This window comes from Olivibacter sitiensis DSM 17696 (assembly GCF_000427965.1).
In the GTDB taxonomy this organism is placed as follows: domain Bacteria; phylum Bacteroidota; class Bacteroidia; order Sphingobacteriales; family Sphingobacteriaceae; genus Olivibacter; species Olivibacter sitiensis.
The window spans coordinates 17,206-42,019 of the sequence record NZ_ATZA01000006.1 but is presented as its reverse complement, the minus strand read 5'-3'; the positions used below and the strand labels follow the sequence as shown (position 1 = coordinate 42,019).

Annotated in this window: 15 protein-coding genes; 10 read left to right on the top strand and 5 right to left on the bottom strand. The window is 46.0% G+C overall.

Annotation, left to right across the window (positions count from 1 at the left end):
• Positions 1–67 precede the first annotated feature (67 nt).
• The 10 genes from A37S_RS23675 (at position 68) to A37S_RS0104880 (ending at position 17,464) form a co-directional block, all read left to right on the top strand.
• Positions 68–3,355: a TonB-dependent receptor gene (locus tag A37S_RS23675; RefSeq protein WP_169719441.1), complete on the top strand. Its 3,288-nt coding sequence runs from the start codon at positions 68–70 to the stop codon at positions 3,353–3,355.
• A 10-nt stretch (positions 3,356–3,365) separates the two neighbouring features.
• Positions 3,366–5,090, top strand: coding sequence for a RagB/SusD family nutrient uptake outer membrane protein (locus A37S_RS0104920; RefSeq protein WP_028296012.1), 1,725 nt, complete (start codon positions 3,366–3,368; stop codon positions 5,088–5,090).
• A gap of 87 nt (positions 5,091–5,177) precedes the next feature.
• Entirely contained in the window at positions 5,178–5,543 is a 366-nt protein-coding gene (locus A37S_RS0104915) for a DUF5018 domain-containing protein (RefSeq protein ID WP_028296011.1), read from the top strand.
• Between the two features lie 83 nt (positions 5,544–5,626).
• A complete protein-coding gene (locus A37S_RS23670) occupies positions 5,627–7,072 on the top strand; it encodes a glycoside hydrolase family 28 protein (protein ID WP_084163756.1) in 1,446 nt (481 codons plus the stop codon).
• Positions 7,073–7,105: 33 nt separating this feature from the next.
• Positions 7,106–9,811, top strand: coding sequence for a glycoside hydrolase family 2 protein (locus A37S_RS0104905; RefSeq protein ID WP_028296010.1), 2,706 nt, complete (start codon positions 7,106–7,108; stop codon positions 9,809–9,811).
• Positions 9,812–9,833: 22 nt separating this feature from the next.
• The gene (locus tag A37S_RS0104900; RefSeq protein ID WP_084163755.1) at positions 9,834–11,777 is read left to right on the top strand and encodes a sialate O-acetylesterase; all 1,944 of its coding nucleotides are present in this window, start codon (positions 9,834–9,836) and stop codon (positions 11,775–11,777) included.
• 25 nt (positions 11,778–11,802) lie between these two features.
• Positions 11,803–13,245 (top strand): glycoside hydrolase family 28 protein, encoded by a 1,443-nt coding sequence (locus tag A37S_RS23665; RefSeq protein WP_169719440.1) that lies wholly within the window; start codon positions 11,803–11,805, stop codon positions 13,243–13,245.
• Positions 13,246–13,307: 62 nt separating this feature from the next.
• The gene (locus A37S_RS23660) at positions 13,308–15,116 is read left to right on the top strand and encodes a hypothetical protein (protein WP_157278425.1); all 1,809 of its coding nucleotides are present in this window, start codon (positions 13,308–13,310) and stop codon (positions 15,114–15,116) included.
• A 70-nt stretch (positions 15,117–15,186) separates the two neighbouring features.
• Positions 15,187–15,726 (top strand): gluconate 2-dehydrogenase subunit 3 family protein, encoded by a 540-nt coding sequence (locus tag A37S_RS0104885; protein ID WP_051292733.1) that lies wholly within the window; start codon positions 15,187–15,189, stop codon positions 15,724–15,726.
• 16 nt (positions 15,727–15,742) lie between these two features.
• The gene (locus A37S_RS0104880; protein ID WP_028296007.1) at positions 15,743–17,464 is read left to right on the top strand and encodes a GMC oxidoreductase; all 1,722 of its coding nucleotides are present in this window, start codon (positions 15,743–15,745) and stop codon (positions 17,462–17,464) included.
• A gap of 40 nt (positions 17,465–17,504) precedes the next feature.
• Here A37S_RS0104880 and A37S_RS0104875 read toward each other — a convergent pair whose 3' ends face one another.
• From A37S_RS0104875 to A37S_RS0104855, 5 genes are all read right to left on the bottom strand, one after another.
• Positions 17,505–20,159: a zinc-dependent metalloprotease gene (locus A37S_RS0104875; RefSeq protein ID WP_036601375.1), complete on the bottom strand. Its 2,655-nt coding sequence runs from the start codon at positions 20,157–20,159 to the stop codon at positions 17,505–17,507.
• 165 nt (positions 20,160–20,324) lie between these two features.
• Positions 20,325–21,443 (bottom strand): Gfo/Idh/MocA family protein, encoded by a 1,119-nt coding sequence (locus A37S_RS0104870; RefSeq protein WP_028296005.1) that lies wholly within the window; start codon positions 21,441–21,443, stop codon positions 20,325–20,327.
• 186 nt (positions 21,444–21,629) lie between these two features.
• Positions 21,630–22,850 (bottom strand): aminotransferase class V-fold PLP-dependent enzyme, encoded by a 1,221-nt coding sequence (locus tag A37S_RS0104865; RefSeq protein ID WP_028296004.1) that lies wholly within the window; start codon positions 22,848–22,850, stop codon positions 21,630–21,632.
• A 57-nt stretch (positions 22,851–22,907) separates the two neighbouring features.
• Positions 22,908–24,155, bottom strand: a complete 1,248-nt coding sequence (locus A37S_RS0104860) for an amidohydrolase/deacetylase family metallohydrolase (RefSeq protein WP_028296003.1) — start codon at positions 24,153–24,155, stop codon at positions 22,908–22,910.
• A 21-nt stretch (positions 24,156–24,176) separates the two neighbouring features.
• Positions 24,177–24,722, bottom strand: coding sequence for a RidA family protein (locus A37S_RS0104855; RefSeq protein ID WP_036601331.1), 546 nt, complete (start codon positions 24,720–24,722; stop codon positions 24,177–24,179).
• Positions 24,723–24,814: the final 92 nt, after the last annotated feature.

Below are 24,814 nucleotides of genomic sequence, written 5' to 3'. Positions count from 1 at the left end.
GTATAAAAAAATAATTGAAATGCCATTCGCGACATTGCGTCGTGATGTAGTCAGATTATTCCTTATTATGAAGCTAACCCTACTCCTTCTCGTAATGAGCATTCATTTGGCCACTGCAACAAGCTATGGCCAGAAGATCAATCTTGATCGAAGGCAGGTACCGCTGAAAGAGGCATTCCGGGAAATTCGCAAACAAAGTGGCTTTAATATCCTAATTAATGCGGAATTGCTCAAATCGACACGTCCTGTAGACCTAAGCTTAAAAGATGCTTCCATAACCGAAGCATTGAACAAATGCCTCGAAGGTCAGCATCTAAGTTATGAGATCATATCAAACAATGTTATCATAAAAAAGGTCATCAGTGAAATCGTATCCAGACAGGACCGCTTAGTGAAGGGCATTGTACAAGATGTCAATAACCAGCCCATAAGAGGTGCCTCCATTACGCTGAAAGAGAACCCACAACGAGCAACCAAAACAAATGAAAGAGGAGAGTTTTCCTTGATGGTACCCTCGGTGGCTACGCTAACGATTAGTTTTATTGGCTTTTCGAGACAAGAACTGCCCCTTACCAACGAGTCGGAGGTTATCATTACCCTTAATGAAGAAGAAGCCAAATTAGATGAGGTAGTGGTCGTGGGTTATGGTACCCAGAAGAAAAGTAGTGTAACTGCGGCAGTAAGTACCGTATCGGGGGAAACGCTAAAGAAAGTGGGGCCAGTGGCCAATGTATCCAATGCACTCGGGGGTAATGTTTCCGGGCTTATCACTCGGCAAACCACGGGTGAACCGGGAGCCGATGCATCTGCCGTATTGCTTCGTGGCAACGCCCCTCTAGTACTAGTAGATGGGGTAGAGCGCAATTGGAATCGTATCAATATGCAGGATATTGAAACAATATCTATCCTCAAAGATGCTTCGGCTGTGGCACCCTATGGATTGAGAGGCGCAAACGGGGTAATTCTGGTCACGACAAAAAGAGGTAAATCGGGCACTATGGTCCTCAATTATTCAGGAGAATACGGGATACAAGAACCGACAAACACACCAGAATTTATGAATGCCTATGATGGCTTGTCTCTGAGAAATCAGGCTCTTATCATGGACGGCAGGCCCAATGAAGTGATTGCAGACGATGTACTGGAGCTTTACAGACAGGGTACGGACAGATATCCAAACACCGACTGGGTGTCCGCTTATCTCCGTTCATCACGCACGCAAAATCATAATCTCTCCCTCAATGGAGGTTCCGAGAACATCAAGGCTTTTGTTTCTATGGGCTATTTCTATCAGGGAAGCATGTACGGCGACAATCAAGATTTGAATCGCTATAACGTGCGATCCAATCTGGACATCAATGCGACACCTACGACGCAATTATCAGTAGATATCAGCTTGATTGGTGACGAAAAAAAATCCAATTTATTGAACTCCAACGACATCATGCTCAATGTATATCGTCTTCGGGCAACAGACCCCGATGTATTCAGCAATGGACTGCCTGCATTTCAGACATCCATTGGTGGAAGTATGTGGAACCTGGTGCACGGAGGAGGTGATAAATCGGACAAGAACAACAACCAAAGCCTGGTACTAAGCTTGAAGCAGGAAATACCGTTCATTCCCGGACTATCTGTCAGGGGTTTTTATAATTATGACCGTCAAGCTTGGGATAATAAATATTGGACCGAGCCGGTCATCTCTTATAATTACAATGATGCCACAGGCGAATATATAGAGGACAATGCCTGGCTAAGGTCAAAACCCAACCTATCGCAAGGAAACCGAACCTTTACCTATCAAACCGCCCAAGGGTTTATCAACTATGCCAAAAACTTCAATAAGCACAATGTGACAGCGATAGCAGTTTATGAACGTAGGTGGGGAATAAGAAATGAATATACGGCCAGTCGAAGGGAGTACGATTTTACGATCCCCGAACTGGATATGGGCAGTCCGAACAAAGAATTTCAAGCCAATAGTGGCACGTCATACAGCACGGCCCAAGATGGATTTATCTTTCGGGCAAATTACGATTTCGACCAAAAATACCTATTCGAGTTTGCCAGCAGGTACGACAGGAGCTATAAATATGCGCCCGACCGCAGGTCGGCACTTTTCCCTTCCGCTTCCATAGGTTGGCGTCCGTCCGCAGAGTCTTTCTTTCAGGTACCATCCATTGATGACCTAAAAATAAGAGCATCTTACGGTAAATCGGGCAATCCCGTGGGTGGTGATTTCGCATTCATCCAACAGTACCTGATTCGAAACAGTGCAATATGGGGCACCAACCCCATCCAGGAACAAGGTGTTTATGAGGGCGTGGAACCCAATACCAGACTGACCTGGGAGACGGTATGGAAAGCCAACGTCGCTCTTAACCTCACCATGTGGAAAGGATGGCTTGATGTAGAACTTGATGCTTACCGGGACCTACGTGGAGATATGATCTTGGCACCCGATGCCGTCGTTCCCGAAGAATATGGCATTGGTCTGGCCGACGAGAATGCGGGCAAGAACGAACGGTATGGGTTTGAAACGACATTGAGTAGCCAAGGAGCTATTGGCAATCTGCAGATGAGACACACGGCCATATTCAGTTTCACAAGGGACAAAAGGCTAGAAATAAGGGAGGCAGCAGGAACCTATAACATACCACGTTTTCGCCAAACTGGCTTGCCGACCGGACAGTTGAGAGGATACAAGTCCGCAGGTCTGTTCCAAGACCAGGACGATATAGACAACTGGGCTTTTCAAAATGCCTCGACCCTACCTGGCGACATCAAATATGTGGATATCAACGGCGATGGCAAGATCAACTCGGAAGACCAGGTGGTCATCGGAAAAACACGGGTTCCCGAGATTATGTGGGGATATACATTGGGTCTGGATTACAAACGCTTTGACCTGAACGTTTTCATCCAAGGCACAGGAAATAGTTCCTACTATTTAGGACAGGACAATCAGGGCTCGGCCGATCGTGGAGTACGCTTTCCGTTTGATAACGACAAACCACGTGCAGACCATATCAATTCCTGGACATTGGACAATCCTGATCCCAATGCCCAATACCCTCGGTTGTCCTATACCAAAAGAACGCACAACTATGAACTTTCGGATTTTTGGGTGGTCAATTCTTCCTTTGTGCGGTTGAAGTCCGTCCAACTTGGCTATACCTTTGATCCGGAGCTGAGCCAAAAAGCATTCATAAAGAATCTGCGCTTATATGTCAATTTGTACAATCCGTTGATCATTTATTCCAAGTTACCTCGCGATTTTGATGTGGAGACACAGGGATACAATTCCTATCCGCAACAGTTTATCACATCATTCGGATTAAATGCAACCTTTTAAAAAAAACGTCATGTATAGAATATTTTTAAATATAAGTATTTGTTTCATTGTATTACTTGTTTCTTGTAGTGACGACTTCCTCAATGTCGATCCTCGGTCTTCCGTCACAGACGACGCCGTATGGTCATCAGGGGCAGGCACCAAGCAATTTATCAACGATGTCTATCAACAAACACTGGATGGTCCCCTGTACCGCTACACCGCCATAGACAATTATCAATTTGATTACATGTTCACGGACGACGGTGCCATAAACAATACTGGCTGGAACGAATTCAGCTTCACGGCATCTAACGTACATGCCCAAATCAGGCGGTGGAACCCTTGTTATACCAATATTCGAAAAGCAAATCTAGGAATCGAGCGGCTAAGCGAATCTACCGTTATCTCCGAGGCAGAGAAAGAGCGGTATCTTGGCGACCTCTATTTCCTGCGTGGCTTGCTGTACTTTGAGCTTTTCCGTTTCTACGGAGGCGTACCCATCATTACCAAGCCGCTGGACAGGAACGAAGATGAGATAGCCTATAGCCGCAATACGGAAAAAGAGGTGCTTGATTTTATCGTTAGCGATTTTCAGACCGCAGCAGATAAATTACCCTTGACAGTAGTTAACGAAGAATATGGACGTGCTACCAAAGGTGCTGCAATTGGGATGAAAGCAGTGGCCTACCTCCATGGAGCTGGTACGGTAGATGCCAGTTACTATGCAGCAGCGGCCGAAACAGCCAATATATTGATAAACGGCGATTTGGCGGGCAGGTACGGCCTGTTTGGCAAAGACGAAACAACTATCGAAAGAAAACGGGAAGCCTTCATCAATTTGTTTCTAGAACCGTACGAAGGCAATGCAGAAGTCATCTTTGACGTGCAGTACGCCTATCCATACAGAACTCAAGGTGGATATCAAACCATCGCCGCCCCCGGCGTACCAGGCCCTGGCCATGCTTATGGCTGGGGTTTTTCTGCCCCTTCGCAAAACCTCGTGGATGCCTTCGAGATGCAGGATGGTTCCAAATTTGACTGGAACAACCCCGCACAGGCCAGCAACCCATATGCCAATAGGGACCAGCGCCTATATGGAACCATATTGTATCATGGTGTTAACTGGAAAGGCGCACCGCTCTCGCTGAGCTCCAATCGCTTTGACAATGGCATAGAGGTAACCAACAATTTACCCAATGGCTTGTTCAGCACCAAATCGGAGGCGACAAAAACGGGATACTATATCCGCAAACACCAGAACGAGCCTGTGATATGCGGTCCCGATAATCGATCGGGCATAGGTGACGGTGGCAATGTCATCGTACTTCGTTATGCCGAGATTTTACTCACCTATGCCGAGGCACAGAACGAGGCGACAGGGCCAGATGCCAGTGTACATGATGCCGTCAACCAAATAAGGCGTAGGGCGGGCCAACCCGATCTGCCCACAGGGCTGGGGCAGACGGAAATGCGCCAACGCATCCGCAATGAACGGCGGGTGGAACTGGCTTTTGAGAGCAAACGCTTTTTTGACATCGTCAGATGGAGGGCTGGAGAAGAATACCTCAACCAACCCATCAGGGGCATGAACGCAAAGTATGTGAGAAATGCTTCCACTGGGGAAATCAGCATCACGTACACACCTTTCAATGTCTTTAATAAGCGCTTCAATGCACCCAAGAACTATCTTTTGCCCATTCCACAAAGCGCAATAAACAGAAATCCAAACCTGGTGCAAAACCCCGATTGGTAAGGTTAATTATAAATTGTTAATTATAGTATCAAGACATAAGACTCAAGTATCAAGACGATTCCGTCTAATGTCTCATATCTAAATATCATGAAAAAGAACATATTCATCCTCGTTGCTTCCTTATGGTGTGTCTTTATGGCATGTGCTAAAGTGGATTTTGAAATAGACCCGGTCTATGAAAGAGCGGAGATAACCGGTGTGGAACTATACAACCAAAATCTGAACAGGGCAGATCAAAGTGCTTCGATCAATTCCGAAGCGGGTACAATTAGTATCGTGCTGAGAGGAGGCGAAGACATTACCAGACTCAAAATGGCTGTCACAGCCTCCACGGGCGTAACCATATCCCCTTCAATGTCCGCTGGGCTTCAAGATTTTAGCCAACCCAAAACATACACCATCACCTCGCCCAATGGTACAGTTACCAAACAATGGACGATCAGTGTTCAGTAAACGGTAGCAAGGAAATAAAATAATGAATACCAGGTCTGCCACATCTGTTCTCTAGGTGGCAGACCTTTAAAAAACATACAGAAATGAAAAATATCTCAATTACGCTCTGTAGGCTCACTACCTATATATGCATTGGAATGCTCATTTTTATGGGGTCTTGCAAGAAAGTTGACACGGACGAACCCGACCCGGTAGATCCTCCGTTGGACAACTTCCCGGAAGTAGCCCTTAACGGTCGCCTCAACGTACTGGATTGTGGAGTGATTGGGGACGGATTCACAGACAATACCACCTTACTGCAACGAGCCATCAATGAATGTGCAGCAAAGTCGGCTACGGTTGTGTTCCCAAAGGGCACTTATTTTACCAGGCCATTGTTCATGAAATCGAATGTGACATTAGAACTGGAAGAAGAATCCATTATACTTGGAAGTCCACATAAGGTCGATTATGACCAGGTTTTTCCCAATGCCGGAGCGATTGAAACATCCGCATTGATCTACGGTAGAGAAGTAGAAAATGTAAAGATAATAGGAAAAGGCAAAATAGACGGACAAGGTGGAGCACCGTCCTTTTTATTGGGCAACGGGGCAGCAGGCAGGCCGAAATTGATCCATTTTATTGCCAGCAACAACATTACCTTGGAAGATGTACAACTGGTCAATTCGGCATTTTGGACGGTTCATTTCCTTACCTGCGATACGGTCAAGATTAAAGGTGTCAGTATCTACTCCCATAGTAATTGGAATAACGACGGGCTGGATATTGACGCACAAAACGTGGAGATAGCGGATTGCCTTATCGATGTAGATGACGATGCACTTTGCTTCAAGAGCGATCGATATGTCCCTTGTGAGAATATAACCGCAACCAATTGTATCCTAAAGACAAACTGCAACGCCATCAAATTTGGTACGGCGTCCAGACGTGGGTTCAAGAACGTCACCGTCAGCAATTGTACGGTCAGCAAAGCTTCCGAAGACAATTTTCGAAATTGGCAAAGCATTTATCCCTGGGCGGGCATAACGCAAGAGTACACCGTTTTGGCAGGTATTGCCGTAGAATCAGTGGATGGAGGTTATTTGGAAGATGTACAGATTTCCAATATAGAAATGACCGATGTACAGACGCCGATATTCATTCGCCTTGGAGACAGGGACAGAATCTATTCCGAAAACATCAGCTCCATTAAAAACGTGACCATTTCCAACATTACCGCAACAGCAGAGAGTAAAATCGCTTCTTCCATTACTGGAGTGCCCGAGGGTATAGTAGAGCATGTGCTAATAAAGGATGTACAGATTACCGTTCCGGGCGGAGGTACCCTAGCAGATGCCAATGCTGCAGTGCCAGAGGTAATAGACGCCTACCCTGAAAACAGAATGTTCGGTGTAGTATTGCCCGCATATGGATTCTACGTACGCCATGCCAGAAACATTGCTTTTGAGAACGTAACCGTCAACACTTTGCAACATGATGATAGACCAAAGTATAAATTTGAGAATGTGACCGGTTATGTCACAGATTAACCCTCTTTCAGGAACCATAAACAATTAATTTCAATGAAGCGTATTATTCTTTTTATACTTTTGGTCGCGACGCATATCGTGGATTATGCTCAAACCCACAGCTTGAGCAAACCCTCTTCCACGCAATCCGTATTTCTTAACTCCAATCCAGCCTATGGAGAAACCCAGGCGTGGCGACTCCAAAAAGCAGCAGATGTTGGGGCAGACGGAACAGAAATCTCATCCCTTAGTTATCAAGATAAAGATTGGATGGATGCGGTCATTCCCGGTACTGTCTTGACCTCCCTAGTGGCCAATAAGGCCTATCCAGACCCTTATTTTGGAGATCTGAACAAACGAAGCAAAAAAATCATTCCAGACATGGCCGATGTGGGCAAGGAGTTTTATCATTACTGGTTTAGGACTACTTTCACTGTTCCCGAATCCTTTACCGGAAAACGCCTTTGGCTGAAACTGCATGGGATAAATTATAGAGCCGAAATTTGGATGAACGGAAGAAAACTGGGCGATATGGCAGGGATGTTCAATAGCGCACAATTCGATATTACATCCATTGCTGATAGAAAAGGCAAAAACACATTGGCTGTCAATGTACTGCCCATAGATGTGCCTGGGCAGAGCGGATTGAAAACAGAACGACGCACGGGCGCACAGGGCGAAAACCACAACGGTGGAGATGGCTTGATCGGGGAAAACGTCACCATGCTGATGAGCGCAGGCTGGGACTTCACCTTTCCGGACGGCGTGCGCGATCGGAATACCGGTATATGGCGAGAGGTAGAGCTGTTCGCCACGGATGAAGTAATTTTGGAACATCCTTTTGTCATCAGCAAAATACCACTGCCGGACACGTCCTCCTCACGGCAAACTGTTTCTGTAGAAGTAACCAATCATTCGAACAGCAGGCAAAACGGAACATTAAAAGGAACGATATCCCCTGGTAATACCATTTTTGAGAAAACCATTTCCTTGCTTCCCCATGAAGCAAAAACGATAACTTTTGATCCAGAAGAGTACAAACAATTGATCATACAAGATCCAAAACTGTGGTGGCCCATCAACAAGGGAGAACAAAACCTATATCAGCTTGATCTGTCATTCATACAGGACAAAAAAGTAGGCCATAGCATATCTACCCGTTTCGGAATCCGTGAAATTACATCAGATCAGCATACGCCCGACAGCTCCAGAAGATTCCTCGTCAATGGATATCCCATATTCGTCAGAGGAACGAACTGGATTCCCGATGCCATGCTTCGCAACTCCTTAAAAAGGACACATGCAGAACTGACATATACCAAACAAGCGGGGTTAAACTTCATCCGTTTTTGGGGTGGCGGCATAGCCGAGTCGGACTATTTCTTTGAGCTATGCGATGAAATGGGTTTCTTGGTTTGGAATGAATATTGGATGACGGGTGATACCCGCTATCCGACCGACACCGCCCTTTACCTTAAGAACATCGAGTCGACCGTAAAAAGAATCAGAAACCATGCATCCTTGGCCTATCACGTTTCATCCAACGAATCGACCGAAATGCCCGGGGCAAGGGAACTGATCGCCAAACTCGACCCAACGAGAGGATATCAGATGCAATCCGAATGTTGCGGCGTACACGATGGTAGTCCGTACAAATATGAAAATCCGATGCAGTATTTTGAAAATACGGCTTCCCAAAGAGGTAGTCGCGTGGATGGTTTCAATCCCGAATACGGTACGCCGTGCTTGCCTACTATCGAGTCGCTCAGGGAGATGATGGACGAAAAAGACTTATGGCCCATTAACGATAGCGTATGGAATTATTTGGATGGCGGTGGTTTCCATCAGATTACTACCAAATACCGCGAAGCAGTGGATATGTTTGGAAAATCGAACTCCATAACGGAATTTGCCAAAAAGGCACAGTTCGTGGGTGCCTTGAATTACAGGGCTATATGGGAAGTATGGAATTACAATAAATTTGCTTATGGCGACCGCTTCGCTTCCGGATTTTTATTCTGGTACCACAACAGTCCTATGCGGCAAACAGGTGGACGCATGTACGATTGGAGCCTGGAGCCCACTGCCGCTTTATACTATTCGCAAAATGGATTGCAGCCATTACATCCCCAATATGACTATTTAAAGAAAAGCGTTTCGGTCTATAATGATTATAGAAAGAGTTTCCGCAATTACTCGGTCACGGCTACCCTATATAATATACACTCCGAGAAAGTATCCGAGAAAGCGGCGGTCATCGATATCCCTTCAGACGGTCTGGTAAAGGACGCTTTGTTCCTGGAATTTCCGAACGATTTGTCCCAGGTACACTTCATCAAACTAGCACTAAAGGATACCGACGGAAAGCTGGTATCGGAATCGTTCTATTGGCAATCCAAAGATGACTATCATGGCGCCTGGACCATGACGGGACCTGCGGTCTCGGGTTTTGAGGAAATGAACAAATTGGAAAAGGTACGATTGAATTCTGCTATCCGGCTGGATGGCGAAGTCGTAACCGTAGAGGTAAAGAATCCGTCAAAAACCCTATCCTTTTTTACCCAATTGAAATTGCAGGATGAAAAAGGGAAAAGTATAAGACCTGCATTTTATTCGGATAACTTCTTCTGTCTCCTGCCCGGCGAGTCAAAGACAGTGACCATTCAGTTTACAACAGCTGATGTACCTAATAAAGTAATAAAAATCATAACAGATGGATTCAATGCCGTTGAACAAGCCCAGACATTGACGCTCAATTAAATGAATTTTTATCCTTGAAAACATGAGACACATCATCAGATTCTTGCCTTACATCTTGTTACTTAAATTATCCATTGGCATAGCGCAGGCAAAAGTGAAGCTCCCACGCCTAATAAGTGATGGGATGGTATTACAACGTGAAGTGAGGATTCCCATCTGGGGATGGGCAGCACCGGGTGAAAAAATAGAAGTGCTTTTCAATGGACAAAAGTATACCACCTTGACGGGATCCGACGGAAAGTGGTCACTACCCCTACATCCCATGAAAGCCGGCGGTCCCTATACCATGGAAATAGAAGGAGAAAATCACATCCAAATCACAGATATCCTCATAGGTGACGTATGGGTTTGCTCCGGGCAATCCAATATGGAATTTTGGATGGATCGGGTGAAAGCAAAGTACGCGCAAGCCATAGCGAGCTCTGCCAACAACGCTATTCGACAGTTCTTGGTAAAGCAGACATACGATTTCCAATCGCCAGCGGATGATGTGGAATCCGATGGATGGAAAGAAGCCAATCCCGAAAACGTACTACAATTCACTGCTGTCGGTTATTTTTTTGCCAGATCGCTATATGAGCAATATCATGTACCTATTGGCCTTATCCTTTCGAGCAAGGGTGGTACCCCAGCAGAGTCTTGGCTGAGCGAAGAAGCGCTGAAAGCATTTCCACATTACTACCAAGAAGCTGTTCGTCTAAAAGACAGTTCACTTGTAAACAGTATAATTACACATGACCAACAAGTCCTAAAAGTCTGGAACGATCGCATTAAGGCAGAAGATCGTGGTCTTGCCCATGGTACTATTCCATGGTCGGCCCAAAACCACGACGATTCCAGTTGGGATACCATGGATATGCCTAATTATTGGGAAAAAGCCGATATGGAGGACACCGACGGAGTAATCTGGTTCCGGAAAGAAATAGAATTGTCCAGTGATATGGTCACACGTGATGCCCTTCTTTATCTGGGCCATATGGCCGATGATGACAGCACCTACTTTAATGGCGTGAAGGTTGGCTCCACCAATAGCCGCTACTTCCTGAGGGAATACCAGATACCTCACCCACTGCTACATGTAGGGAAAAACACCATTGCCGTCCGTGTGGTGAACAAAAGTGGTCCTGGCGGATTCATCAAGGATAAACCATATCAATTTGTCGCCAATGGCAAATCTATCTTCTTGGAGGGGATATGGAAATTCAAAGCGGGGGCAATAGTACCCCCGCAACCCAAAACCACTGCCTTTCCTTACAAACCACTGGGTTTGTACAATGCCATGATTGCGCCTTTGACAGCCTATGGGATAAAAGGAGTCATCTGGTATCAAGGAGAGGCCAATACCAACCGAGCGGCCGAATACCGCACCCTTTTCCCCGCTTTAATTGCCGACTGGCGCAGGCAATGGCATCAGGGGAACTTTCCTTTTCTCTATGTGCAGCTTGCCTCCTATTTGCCTGCGGTAAAAGAACCTGCCGAGAGCCAATGGGCAGAACTCCGGGAAGCACAGGCCATGACCTTGTCCGTACCCAAAACTGGAATGGCCGTCGCCATCGACATAGGCGAATGGAACGATGTCCACCCCGCCAATAAGGAAGATGTAGGCAAAAGACTATCCCTTGTAGCCCAGAAAGTGGCCTATAAAGAAAAAAAATCGATTTATTCTGGTCCATTGTACCAGAAAAAGAAAATCAAAGGGAACCAAGTCGTCCTCTCCTTCACCAATATCGGAAGCGGATTGGTAGCAAGGAACGGCGACACCCTAGGGTATTTCTCCGTTGCTGACAAGGACGGAAAATTCGTATGGGCCCATGCACGCATCGAGGGGGATAAAGTAATCGTATGGAACGACCAGATCAGCCATCCAGTACATGTGCGATATGCATGGGCAGACAATCCCGACGGCGCCAATCTCTTTAATGCAGAAGGCCTACCTGCTTCGCCTTTCAGAACGGATCGACCCTAATGAACCATTAATAGATATAAATCTCATGATACTTCAAAATAATAATATGACCGAATACCTTAAAAAAACTTACATGCTATTCTTTTGCCTGTTTGCTTTTATAATTAGTTATGGCAAGGATATTAATATCCTCGACCGTGGCGCCAAACCAGACGGTATCTTTGACAATACCTCGATCATTCAGGAAGCCATCAATGAATGCCATGATGATGGGGGTGGCACAATATATTTCCCCTCTGGCATTTTCCGCTCTGGGGGTATTTTCCTAAAGGACAATGTTTCCCTTTCTTTACATAAAATGTCCATATTAAAGGCCATTTCAAATGAAACCCTGTACTTGGGTCGCCATTTTTCCGAAAGCGGTTTCATCCGTTTGGACAGTGTATACAATGTTTCTATCACGGGAGAAGGTACTGTTGACGGTAGCGGCGATGAAGAAGCCTTTCAGAAGGGCAACAATGGTATGACAAGACCATATCTTATTCATGTCCGTGACAGCAGGAAAATCGACATAAAGGGCATAACTCTTAAAAATGCCGCTTTTTGGACCTTACGACTATTGGGTAATGAAGGTGTACGCATAGACGGGGTAAATATTTTAGGACATGCCAATTGGAATAACGATGGCATAGATATAGACAGCAAGGACGTCATCGTATCCAATTGCTTCATCGATGTAGACGATGACGCCATTTGCCTAAAAAGCGACAGAGCCAATCAAATATGTGAAAACATAACCGTCACCAACTGCGTACTGGCATCCAATTGCAACTACATTAAATTTGGCACCGCTTCACATGGTGGCTTCAGGAATATAGCTATCAGCAATTGCGTATTGAAACCTGCCAGTGTATCGCATCTAAGAAAATGGAATGAGCGAATAGAGGGTGTAAAAGATAGTATAAGTGGTACCTCGGGTATTGCCCTAGAAGTGGTTAATGGAGGGTTCATTGATCAAGTGGCCATTTCCAACATGAGCATGCGCGGTGTGCAGACCCCCATCTTTATTCGACTGGGAGGCAAGAGGCATCCCAAGGGCATGAGCGGCTCCCTGAAAAATGTAACCATCAGCAATGTGATAGCTTATGCATGTAGCAAAATACCGAGTACCATCACCGCGGCACCCGGCTTACAGGTAGAAAATATCACCTTAAGGGATATAAGAGTAGTTAACACCGTTTCGGAATCGGACAAAGGCATATTGAGCAGACCTGTGACCGAGGGTCTGGAAGAGTATCCGGAAAACCGCATGATGGGACACAGTCTACCGGGATCGGGTTTGTATGTAAGACGAGCTAAGAACATATTGATCGACAATTTTCAGATAGAAACCCAAGCACCGGACGCGCGTCCAGTAATGTGGTTTGACAATGCGTACAAAGTGACCGTAAGGCATGTAAGGGACTTGTCCAACAATACGCAAGAATCTGTCATAAAAAAAGAATCGGAGGTGATGGTTTTACAATAAATAACCATTTCTTTGTTTTTTACAGGCCAGTTAAGAGAATATAAAGCACAAAAACCAATATTATGAACATTTTCTCCATCACAACAGAGAAGGTCAGATCACGTTATTTCAGCCTTTTATACCTTTTTTTGTGGCTATATGGCATGGACGATATTTTTGCACAAAGGCAAGATGAGACTAGAAAGATGCTCACCATGGACATGGTGCACCACAACCCCGGCGAGGCACAGACCGATTCCAGGTTCCTGGACCCCGCCTTCCTGAAGGCCACCGGATACGATGCCAAGGTGTTCTTCCTCTTCGAGGCAGCCCAGTTCGGGATAGATTGGCAGGATTTTGACGGAGAAATCTTTCCACACGGTGGCCCGGCAAGGAAATGGGTGGAGCAAAAGAACGACACCCTCCAGCTCAAGTACTCGGCGGCAAAACAGGCCGGGCTGAAGGTCTACTGCATGCTCGACATGCTCGTCTTCCCAAAAAAACTGGTGGAGAAGAACAGGGAAGGCATGTGCAATGGCGATGGGAAAATAGACATAAGCCTGCCCTTCACCCAGCAGTGCATCCGGTCGCTCATCGGGCAGATGTTCCAGCGCTACCCCCAACTCGACGGCCTGGTCATCCGAACCGGGGAGACCTACCTGCAGGACGCCCCATACCACACCGGGGGAAGCCCACTGGTACACGGCTACGGGGACCACGTGGCGCTCATCAACATACTCCGCGAAGAGGTCTGCCAGAACAGGGACAAGGACCTCTTCTACCGTACCTGGGACTTCGGCAAGTTCCACGCCCTGCCCAAATACTACCTCGAGGTGACCGAGCAGGTAGAGCCCCACCCAAGGCTCTATTTCTCCATAAAGCACACCATCGTCGACTTCTGGCGCTCGGCAATTACCGATAGCTCCATGGATTATTCCGGGTTTGACGCATACTGGCTGGACGAGGCAAGCCGGCACGGCGTACCCTTCAACCCCTGCATCGGCATCGGCCGGCACCAACAGGTCATAGAGGTGCAGGCACAGCGCGAGTACGAGGGAAAAGCGGCACATGCCAACTACATCGCCGACGGGGTCATCAACGGCTTCGAGGAACTGAAAACTGCAGGTATCAGGCCCTATTCACTCGATCAGGTGAAGGACAATCCGCTGATAAGGGGCGTATGGACATGGTCGCGAGGCGGCGGGTGGCGGGGACCCTATGCCGCAAACGAGTTCTGGCCCGAGCTGAACGCCCACGTGGTCACCCAATGGGCCAGGGACCCCGACAGGAGCGAGGAAGAGGTATTCCGCGATTTTGCCCTGTCGAGGGGCCTGCCCGAAGCGGAAATACCCCTGTTCCGCAGGCTGTGCCTGATGTCCGCACAGGGGGTCATGAGGGGCCACTACAGCATGATGGGGGGCGTGTACGTCAACTGGACAAGGGACGACAACATCTCCGGGCTCCACCTCCTGAGGCCCTACTTCGACAGCATAATTGCACGCAATACGGCACAGGCCTACCTGGACGAAAAAACCGAGGCGCTCGAGATATGGAAAGAGATCGAGCGCCTTTCCGAAAAGCTCCACTTTCCCGACGGGGAGACCTCGCGCTTCGTGCGGCTGTCGTCCACCTACGGCAGGATGAAGTTCCAGCTGTTCGATGCCGCGTGGAAGGTCATGCTAAACGCCTACGCCGGGGAGAAAACGGGGAAAATCGACCTGGCCAAACTGAGGGAAAACCTCGAGTACTACGACAGGACCCTATCCGAGTGGACGGCATTTGCAGACGGAAACCCGACCGTGGCCTCCGCCTACCTTACTTCCTATCCATACGGAAGGGAGGATATTGGCATAGGCAAAACCATCGACTACTTCAGGAAAAAACTGGAATGAATTTTATTTATTGGTTTATTACCAATAAATTCTTACTTTAGAACTTGTTTTTGTATCGATAAAAAACAGCATGAATAATATTATAAACCGTAGAATAGCCATTCAGCACTTATTGACTGTGGCCGGTGCAGCCCTATTGATTCCCGCATGTTATGAGCCGTCGAAAAAAGCATCCATACAGCTCATTAATTTGAATATAAGCGGTGACCTTGAAACGTTATTGGCGACCTTAGTAGAAAACATATTGCCTACTAAAAATCTGCCAAAGGCTAAATCGTTTAATCTCCATCTTTTTGTGCTGAAAATGGTAGATGATTGCCATAACGAACAAGACCAGCACGACTTTATGGAAGGTATAAGGTCGTTTGAAAAGCAAGCGCGTCAACACTTGGGCAAGTCGTTCGCAAAAGGCTCTGCTGATGAGCAGGCAGCATTTGTTCAGGAAGTAAACGCAGGCAATATGAAGGCCGATAAGTTGGAGGAATTTTATAAAATGGTCAAATCACATACCATACAGGGTTTCCTCTATTCGGAATATGTAATGAAAGACCTCAAAAAATACGAACTGGTTCCAGGAAGATACAATGGCTACGCGCCGGTAGCAAGCTAAACAAACAACGATACAAATGTCTAACATCAATATAGATAGCGAAAAGGCCAGAACATTCGATGCCATTGTCATCGGTTCGGGTGCCAGTGGCGGATGGGCGGCCAAAGAACTAGCCGAAAAAGGGCTGAAAACCTTGGTGCTGGAACGTGGCCGACCAGTGGAGCACGTGAAAGACTACCCCACCACCAATATGTACCCTTACGAGTTTGAGCATCGCAACCAACTCACCTTCAAAGAACAAGAAGAAAACCCCATTGCTGCTAGTTGTTATGCCTATCGGGAGGATGCCAAGCATTTCTTCGTCAAGGACAAAGAACATCCTTATGTACAGGAGAAGCCCTTTGATTGGATCAGGGGCTATCAGGTAGGGGGAAAATCCCTTATGTGGGCCAGACAAACGCAACGCTGGAGTGATTTTGACTTCGAAGGCCCTGCACGCGATGGCTTTGCGGTAGATTGGCCCATCCGTTATGCCGATATTGCCCCTTGGTATAGCCATGTGGAGCGCTTTGCAGGAATTTCGGGAAACAGAGACGGCTTAGCAGAATTGCCCGATGGCGATTTCTTGCCTGCTTTTCCACTCAATGCCGTTGAAGACCATTTCAGGAAAACCGTAAAAGAAAAATACCAAGGTAGGCATATCATCAGTGCGCGATGTGCCCATCTCTCCAAACCCAATCAAACCCATATAGACCAGGGTAGGGTACAATGCCAGAACCGGATACTCTGTCAACGCGGTTGTCCTTTTGGGGGTTATTTCAGCAGTAACTCATCCACATTGCCTTGGGCACAAAAAACGGGCAACATGACCTTACGTCCATTTTCGGTGGTCCATTCCATCCTTTATGATGAGGCCAAGGGACGTGCCACCGGAGTGAAAGTCATTGATACCAATAGCAAAGAAGAGATCGATTTTTTTGCCCCTGTTATTTTTATCAATGCCTCCGCATTGAATACCAACCTGATCTTACTCAATTCCATTTCATCGCGATTCCCCCAAGGATTGGGCAATGACAATGGGTTATTGGGCAAGTATATTGCTTTCCATAATTATACGGCTGTGATCACTGCTGAATATGACGGTTTATTGCAGTACAAAACGGATGGGAGAAACCCGGCCGGAGGTGGCTATATTCCCCGATTTAGGAATGTTTACAAACAGGAAACAGATTTTCTAAGGGGCTACGCCGCCGGATTTGGTGCGTCCCGTGCCGAAGTACGGGACACTTCTGCTACGGGCGAGGCATTGATCGAAAACCTATTGAATCCCCAACTGGGCCCTTGGCGGGTAAACTCGCACATGATGGGAGAAACCATCCCTAAAGAAAGCAACCATATTAGATTAGACACTCAACAGAAAGACGATTGGGGGGTTCCTTTACTCCGTATCTCGATAGATTATGATGAGAACGACAGGAAACTAAGGCAGGATTATTATGAACAGATGAGCGAAATGTTTCAAAATGCCGGATTCACGAATATTAAAACACATGACGACAACCGTAGACCAGGGAACGACATCCACGAGATGGGGGGCGTGCGTATGGGGCACGACCCGAAAACTTCCCTACTTAACAAATGGAACCAACTGCACCTCTGTAAGAATGTTTTTATAACCGACGGTGCTTGCATGACTTCCACGGGCACGCAAAACCCTACGCTCACCTACATGGCACTGGCAGCAAGGGCGGTAGATTATGCGGTGAAAGAGATGAAAAAGAATGGGTTGAAAGGTTAAGAAAAAGAGGAATGCCCCCTTTTTCTTGTTATATTAATAGCTATTTGATATTCACGGAAGTCGCTTTATCTATCAAGAAAACCAGATTGGCCCTATGGGCGTTTGTTTGCTCATCATAGCCAGAAAGCGATCCAGACAGCTTATTCTTTACCTTGACCAAGGTAGCAAGTGCAGCTGCCTTGCTGGCGTTGTCATAACCTGCCGGCGCAGCCACGATGCCACTGGCAGCCTTCACAAACTCTGTCTGTAAGTTTTGGCGTATCAGGCTGACATCTGACTTCAAATCGGCATCGAAGATATCATCTGTCAAATCTTTCATCACCTCGGCTACCGAGTAGGTATTGCCATATAGACCGCTATTATTTATTCTGGTCAGGGTAGTAGGATGAAGTATATGCGCCAATACGCTCAACTGCAAGGATATAAAGCTGCTTTGCGGCTTGTAATCTTCCGTATTGCCAAAGAAGCCGAATCCACGACGTTGTATCTGCAAGTATGGGAAGAGTGGCGCATCGGCGTCAAAAGCATCCGGCGCAAACACATACTGATTGAGTAGCTCTAATGCCTTTTTTTGTTCAGCCACGGGCACGGGGGTAAAAGGGGCGGCGCTGGTCTTCTGTCCCACGAAACTTCTATCCACGTATACACCACCGATATACCTGCTGAGCGCCGCAGCTACGCTTGCCCGTTGTCCGTTGAGCTGCAAATATCGCTGCCGAAGTTCCTGATAGCTTTGATTGGGCTTGCTGAAACGCTCTTTCAGCTTGGGCAACATGTCATTGACCAATAGGAACCGTTCCTCACCATAGGCCATCATGTCATTGGTCTGGTCGTAGATGTTTACTCTCGGGTCTATGCCGTTGCCAGGGCTACGCATATCGTCCGCATCGTTGCCAAAAGCCAATTGCGGATCGGTACTGCGACTTAATATCTTGTTCAGCTGGGCCTCTTCCTCTGCCTCGCTAAATGGGGCATAGCCATATTCAATGGCCCAAAGATCGTAAGGGCCTGCCTTCGTCGTATAATAGTCGCCCTGTTTTTTACGATCGCGGCTTACGTTGACCAGAGGGTAATCCATCACCGATCCCTGCAAGCCGATTTTACGCGTAAGTGCCACATCGTTCATTTGCTTTGGGCTGAGCATCTGAGTAGCCTTCATGTTGTGATTGAGCCCCAAAGTATGTCCCATTTCGTGCATGATGAGGTAGTACAAAAACTGCTTGTGCATCTCCCTTACCTGCTCTGCCCTACGCTCTTCGGACAAATCGGCGTCCAAGGCTTCAATAGCAGTCAGTCCCGATTGAAACTGCATACTTAATCCTTGTGCTAAATCACAGTAGGCCATATGGTTGTGCTGCATTCCGTTTCCGTGCATGGACTTGGAAGCTTCAACGGGATTTTCCCAAGGGAGGGACATGGCAGCATTTCCACCGTTGAAGAGATCGTCCATCACGGGAGTTCCTGCGCCCGATTTCCACTCCACGGTTATATCGGCACCCAATATCTGTCCTGTGAGCGGATTATAGAAGCTTGGCCCAATGGCACCATATGACGGATTGGCCGAAGACACCCATCGGATGACGTTATAAGAAATATCTGCCGGGTCCCACGTGGCCGTATCGGGCATTTGCTTCATCACAACGGCGTTTTTGAAACCAGCTGCCTCAAAGGCCTCGTTCCATTTTTCGCCAGCTTCCTTGATAATGGCCCGGTATTCTACGGGAGTAGTATTTTCTATCCAAAATACGATAGGTTCTACGGGTTCACTCAATTTTGCCGTAGGGTCCTTTTTCTTTAAGTACCAGCGACTGATGAAATCCTTATAGGGGGTAGGCGAAATGGATGTGAGATTGTCTACTTGTGCACCAAAATAGCCTACACGTGGATCATCCCTCCTGGGACGAAAGTCGTTATCGGGCACTTCCAGGAATGAATGCTGCATCTTCACGCGTACGTAGCGTGCATCTGTAATGTCTTTTCCTCCACCGTTCAACGGAGCTGGATTGTCGTAGGCTAAGTTGACCACCACATCTGTATTTTTCTTGAACGAACGAACTTTCTCGTACTTAGACTTGGCAGTATTGAGATTTCCCAAATTGAACACCAGTCCTGGAGGGATGCCCGGAGGAAACACGGGCTTCACGGGATCTAGTTTATCTCCAAGGAAAAGTCCGTCCACGGAAATCAAATAGCCATCCTTGTCCTCGGCACTAATTTTTTCAGAGTAGAACACGGCATCTGCCACATCCACGTTGGCGGCTTTGCTAACCGCATTGTCCTTGTCATAATAGAAATTCGTATTCTTTTGCAAAAACTCCACCTTGTCATCACTTTTTTGAATATCAAAAAGCCACGTTGTTCTGATCATATTTTGATTGAGGAACAAACTGGTGGGGCCGCCCATGGAAAAACTTTGATAAATATAACCCTTACCTAGCTGATCTTTAGCAACATACAACTGCAGGTTTCCTGTCACTGTATCTCTATACACGGTAAAGAGCCCCTCAATCTTTTCACTTGATTTTGTTTTGTCGGCTATAGTAGGTTTTGGTGGCGTCGGTGGATCCTTTTTTGTCGTATCAGCGGCTGCTTTCTTAGTTGTATCAGCAGCATTTTTCGCCGTTTCCTTCTCTTGTGCTTGCAACCCCAGGCACAACAACAGCGCTAGGGAACATAAAAATAGATTTTTCTTCATTTTGGATTTGATAATTATCGAGCTTCCATCGTCTTTCGCATATTTTAGACAACTTATCTTCATGCAAGTTACAGAATTACAGATTAAATTTTGCAATCGGTTTATCAAATGCCAGGGTTAGTTTATGAGAAAACCATCAATTGTCTTCTCAAACGACTCACTATTTTACAGCTCCAATACTTGCCTTTCGCCCGTTTTACAAGACCTATATATAGCATCTATGATTTTCAAATCTTTCAGCCCTTCTTCACCGTCAACAGGCACCACTGGCTTATCACCATTCAAAATGATGCCAGCCATCGCATCCATCTGAACGGTTTGATGGGTGTAATGCGGTTGTGTCAGCTCTCCCTTATGCGTTCTTCCTTTCAGAGGTCCATAACCAGTTGACGGCTGCAGCTCTGCAAATCCCTTTTCTCCGTTGAGAAAAAAGCGATCTAGGTTGTCCATATTATAGGTTGACAGACAGGATGCTACCGCACCGCTTGGAAAGCCCAATTGAAACTGTATCGTCTCATCCACCCCTTCCTTGAATTTAACCGTATCAGTCTTGGTTTCTTGTGCCGTGATCCAAATAGGCTCCTCTCCTACCATATAGCGAGCACCATTCACGGCATATATGCCAATATCCATCAACGCCCCGCCACCTGCAAGTTTCTTGTCTAATCGCCACTGATTGGGATCGCCCGCCCTAAAGCCAGACAGACCTTGAAAAAATCTGATGTTCCCTAGTTCACCGTCATTTCGCATCCGGATGATCTCCAAGGTTTTCGGTTCAAAATGCAGACGATACCCTACCAGCAATTTTACGTCCGCCATTTTACAGGCATCTATCATTTCCTGCCCCTCACGCGCATTCAAGGCCATGGGCTTTTCACATATCACATGCTTACCAGCAGCGGCCACTCTGAGCGACTGTCCATGGTGCAAGGCATTGGGGGTAATCACGTATACAGCATCGATATTGGGATTGTCCTTGATACTGTCAAAATTCTCATAGTTGTAACAATTCTCGGCCGGAATGCCATATTTTGATTGCCAAGCCTTTATCTTGGCCGGTGTACCACTAATGACGCCAACCAGTTTGGCCCGCTGGCAAGACTGCATAGCTTCTGCTACGCGAGTGCCATAGCCGCCCAAGCCCATGATGGCCACGCGAAGCACTGGGCCGTCGTAGCGAGCCTGGCTGATTTGTTGTTCTGCAGACAGCCTACTGAACGAAAAAAAGGGAATACTAATAGCCGTCAAGGCAACCTTTTGCAAGAAATCGCGACGTGAATCCATTGTGTAATGCTTTAAGTGTTACAAAGTTCAAATTACAACAAGTAGGGCACGGTATGGTTTCAATATGCCGTGTTACGGCGCTTGCATAACATTAAATGGAATAATGAGTAGCCTAGAAAGGCTACTCAAAAAAACATACACGGAGTTAGTTTGACTCACAGAAGCGGGCTTATGAGCTCATATATCTTAAACCATTTTTAGCATTTCCTCTTTTAATCGGACAGCAACTATCTTCTCTTGGCCGGGCTTTAGCATCCATACGGTAAGCACCAGTTTATTATCTTCACTACTCGCTATTTCTATAGAAGGATTTCCTTCCCGAAGTCGTCGTTGCAATTCTTTGCCGTTGATTTTGATTTTATCTGCATCCCAGTTCATGTGCAAAGTAGGTGTTACATTGCCCAAAGGAGGCACGACAATTTCTGTAAAAATATTATCCGATACCGATTTTACTGCTTTGATAATATGGTTTACACTTGCTTCTTGGGCTTTCCATTCTTTCTCGTGGTCCAAATTCATGAACTTCTCCAACGCAACATACATCCCCAATATTTCTTCCTTGTTTACCTTCATTCCTCTTCCTATGGTATCTCCCCTGGGAAACATGTTTAAACGCGTTGCATCGATGAGGGCTTTCTTTCCCATAAGTATGCCCGCACTTTGAGGGCCTCTCATTGCTTTCCCTCCAGAGACGCATACCAAGTCAAAACCCATGTCGTTGAATCTCCAAAGATTGGAGACAGGCGGAACGTCGGCAGCCATATCAATCATTGTCGGGATATCGTACTTTTTTGCTATATCTAACCATTCTTGATGTTGTATCTGACCTTGGTCTGACATGATGTGTACAAAAAACATCATCGCTGTCCGCTCATTGATAGCATTCTTTGCTTCTTCCGCAGTTTCTACCAAAACAATTTTACAGCCCGTGTTTTTTAGCGCCCGCCCATAGCCGATATTATGTCCTTTTTGGCAAATCACCTCTGATTTGATATCGGTACCATCAATATGTGGCAATAGAGATACCTTATCCGGATCGTTACCTGTCAATATACCCGCAAGGCCTAATGTCAAGGCAGAAAAACAGCCCGAGGTAATAACGGCGGACTCTGCATGTACCATTTTAGCGATCCGTTCGCCCACCTTATCCTGCAAGTCGTCCAACATACAAAAATCCTGTGCGCTATAATTAATGGCTTCCAGCGTCTCTTCACGCATCAGTGAACCAGTCATTGCAGTATAAGTTCCTGCGGCATTGATAAAGGTCCGCACACCTAACTCCTCAAACAGATTGCGAGGCGCCTTTGACAAAACACGATGGTCTTCGTTGCCAAAATCAACATATTGGCTCATCGCTCCGCCAACAGGCACGACCGATAAATATTTCAATAGTTCTCTTCTTCTCATTTTACATATCTTTAACAGTGAAACAATTTATGACAATGGTAAAAAATCTCAATTCAATTATTTGGTTACAACTATAGGATAGGCAATACCGTTTAGGTCATAGACAATCTCTCCTGCTCTGATAGTCATTTCACACTCCAACTTTTCTTTGCCAGTTATTTTGTACCCTACACGGTCAAAAAAGCCGAAATCCCCCTTTTTTAATGCTAGAATTGCTATATCGGCTTCTGTTCCTACACTGAGATTCCCCAGTTCCTCCCTTTTAATTACCTGTGCGGGTTGCCAAGTACTGACCGCTATTACCTTAGAAAGGTCCATGCCCATTACCAAAAATTTGGACATTACATTAAGCATGTCTTTCATGGCAGCGTTCATACTTCCTGTATGTAGATCGGTACTTATACCATCTGGATAGAACCCTTCTTTTATGGCAGGAATTGCCTGAGAAAAGGCGAAACTCGCCCCACCATATCCTACATCAAAATAACGTCCTTGCTTCTTTGCTTCCCATGCAAAAGGCTTCACCTTTTTGGTCAGTGTATCGACTATAAACTCTCTACCGGGAAGCTGGGTGTAACAATGGGTAAAAATATCCCCTTTGCGTAAATGATTCAACAGCAATTCACTTAGAGGTAAGGGGGGCTCGGCACCACCAAAATCTACCATAACGGGCAAATTAGCAAGGTTACCCGCTTCTACCGTTCGATCTACAGCAGTCCAGTCATAACCCTCAAAATGAGCTACTTTGAAACCTACTATGTATTCTTTGTTTTGCCTTGCGACCAGAGCGGCCATTTTGGGATCGGCATCATTCATATTTTGTTCATATGCTCCCCCTCTCATACCCTCTCCAATAATGTTCAGAAAAACTAGAACTCTTGTCTTAGAATGTGCTATGGTTTGGTTTTTATAGGTTTCAAAGCTCCTCCAACCTGGACTACCCGCATCAACAACAGTAGTCACGCCAGTTCTAAAAGTAAAGCCATCTGGTGGCAGGGCTGTAAAACTATTCCTTAGATAGCTGTTTGGTTCTGTACCAAAAAAATGGTGCCCGTGTATATCAATCAACCCGGGTGTAACATATAGTCCTTCGGCATTTACAACCTGTACAGCCTCACCTTCGATATGCTTATCAACCTTTACAATCTTTCCTTCTGCAATGGCAATATCCATCACTTGATCAATTTGATTTTTGGGATCGATAACATGCCCACCTTTAATCAGGATGCTATACCTTTCCTGTGCAAATGCGCTGTTACCAAGACAAAAAAACAGACATAGGGCTATAATAGATTTTACTTTCATATTGTCATCATTTTATTTGATTTATTCAATTTCCACAATCATTTCAATCTCTACTGCAATGCCCGAAGGCAAAGAATTTAAACCTACTGCAGAGCGCGCATGCGGCCCTTTTTCTTTGCCAAAAACTTCAACAATGAACTCACTAAAACCATTGATTACCTTTGGTTGCTCAGTCAGATCCGGTGTTGCGTTTACCATACCTAAGACTTTCACAATGCGCTTTACCCTATCTAAATTCCCAATTTCAGATTTTAGCGTCTTTAGTAGGGCTATACCGGCTAAGCGGGCAGCCTCCCTACCTTCTTCTATTGTCAAGTTGTCGCCAACTTTACCAATTACTTGCCCTCCTTCAGGCTTGTCGGGACCATGTCCAGAAAGAAAAACTAAATTCCCGACGGTTACTGCGCCAATGACGTTTCCAGATGAAGGAGTAGATTCAGGCAGTATTACCCCTAACGTTTTCAGGCGATTTTCAATGATTGAGGTAGTGGGAATTTGAGCCAAAGAAAATTTTTTCAAAATAACCAGAAAGAGAATTGATAGAATGATATGTTTGATTTTACGCATTTTTGATTTTAGTTTTATATTAAACAATAATAATTTTCTTTAAAATATTCTTTTGATAAAGTTCTTTTTGATAAATATCATCAAAACCCGCC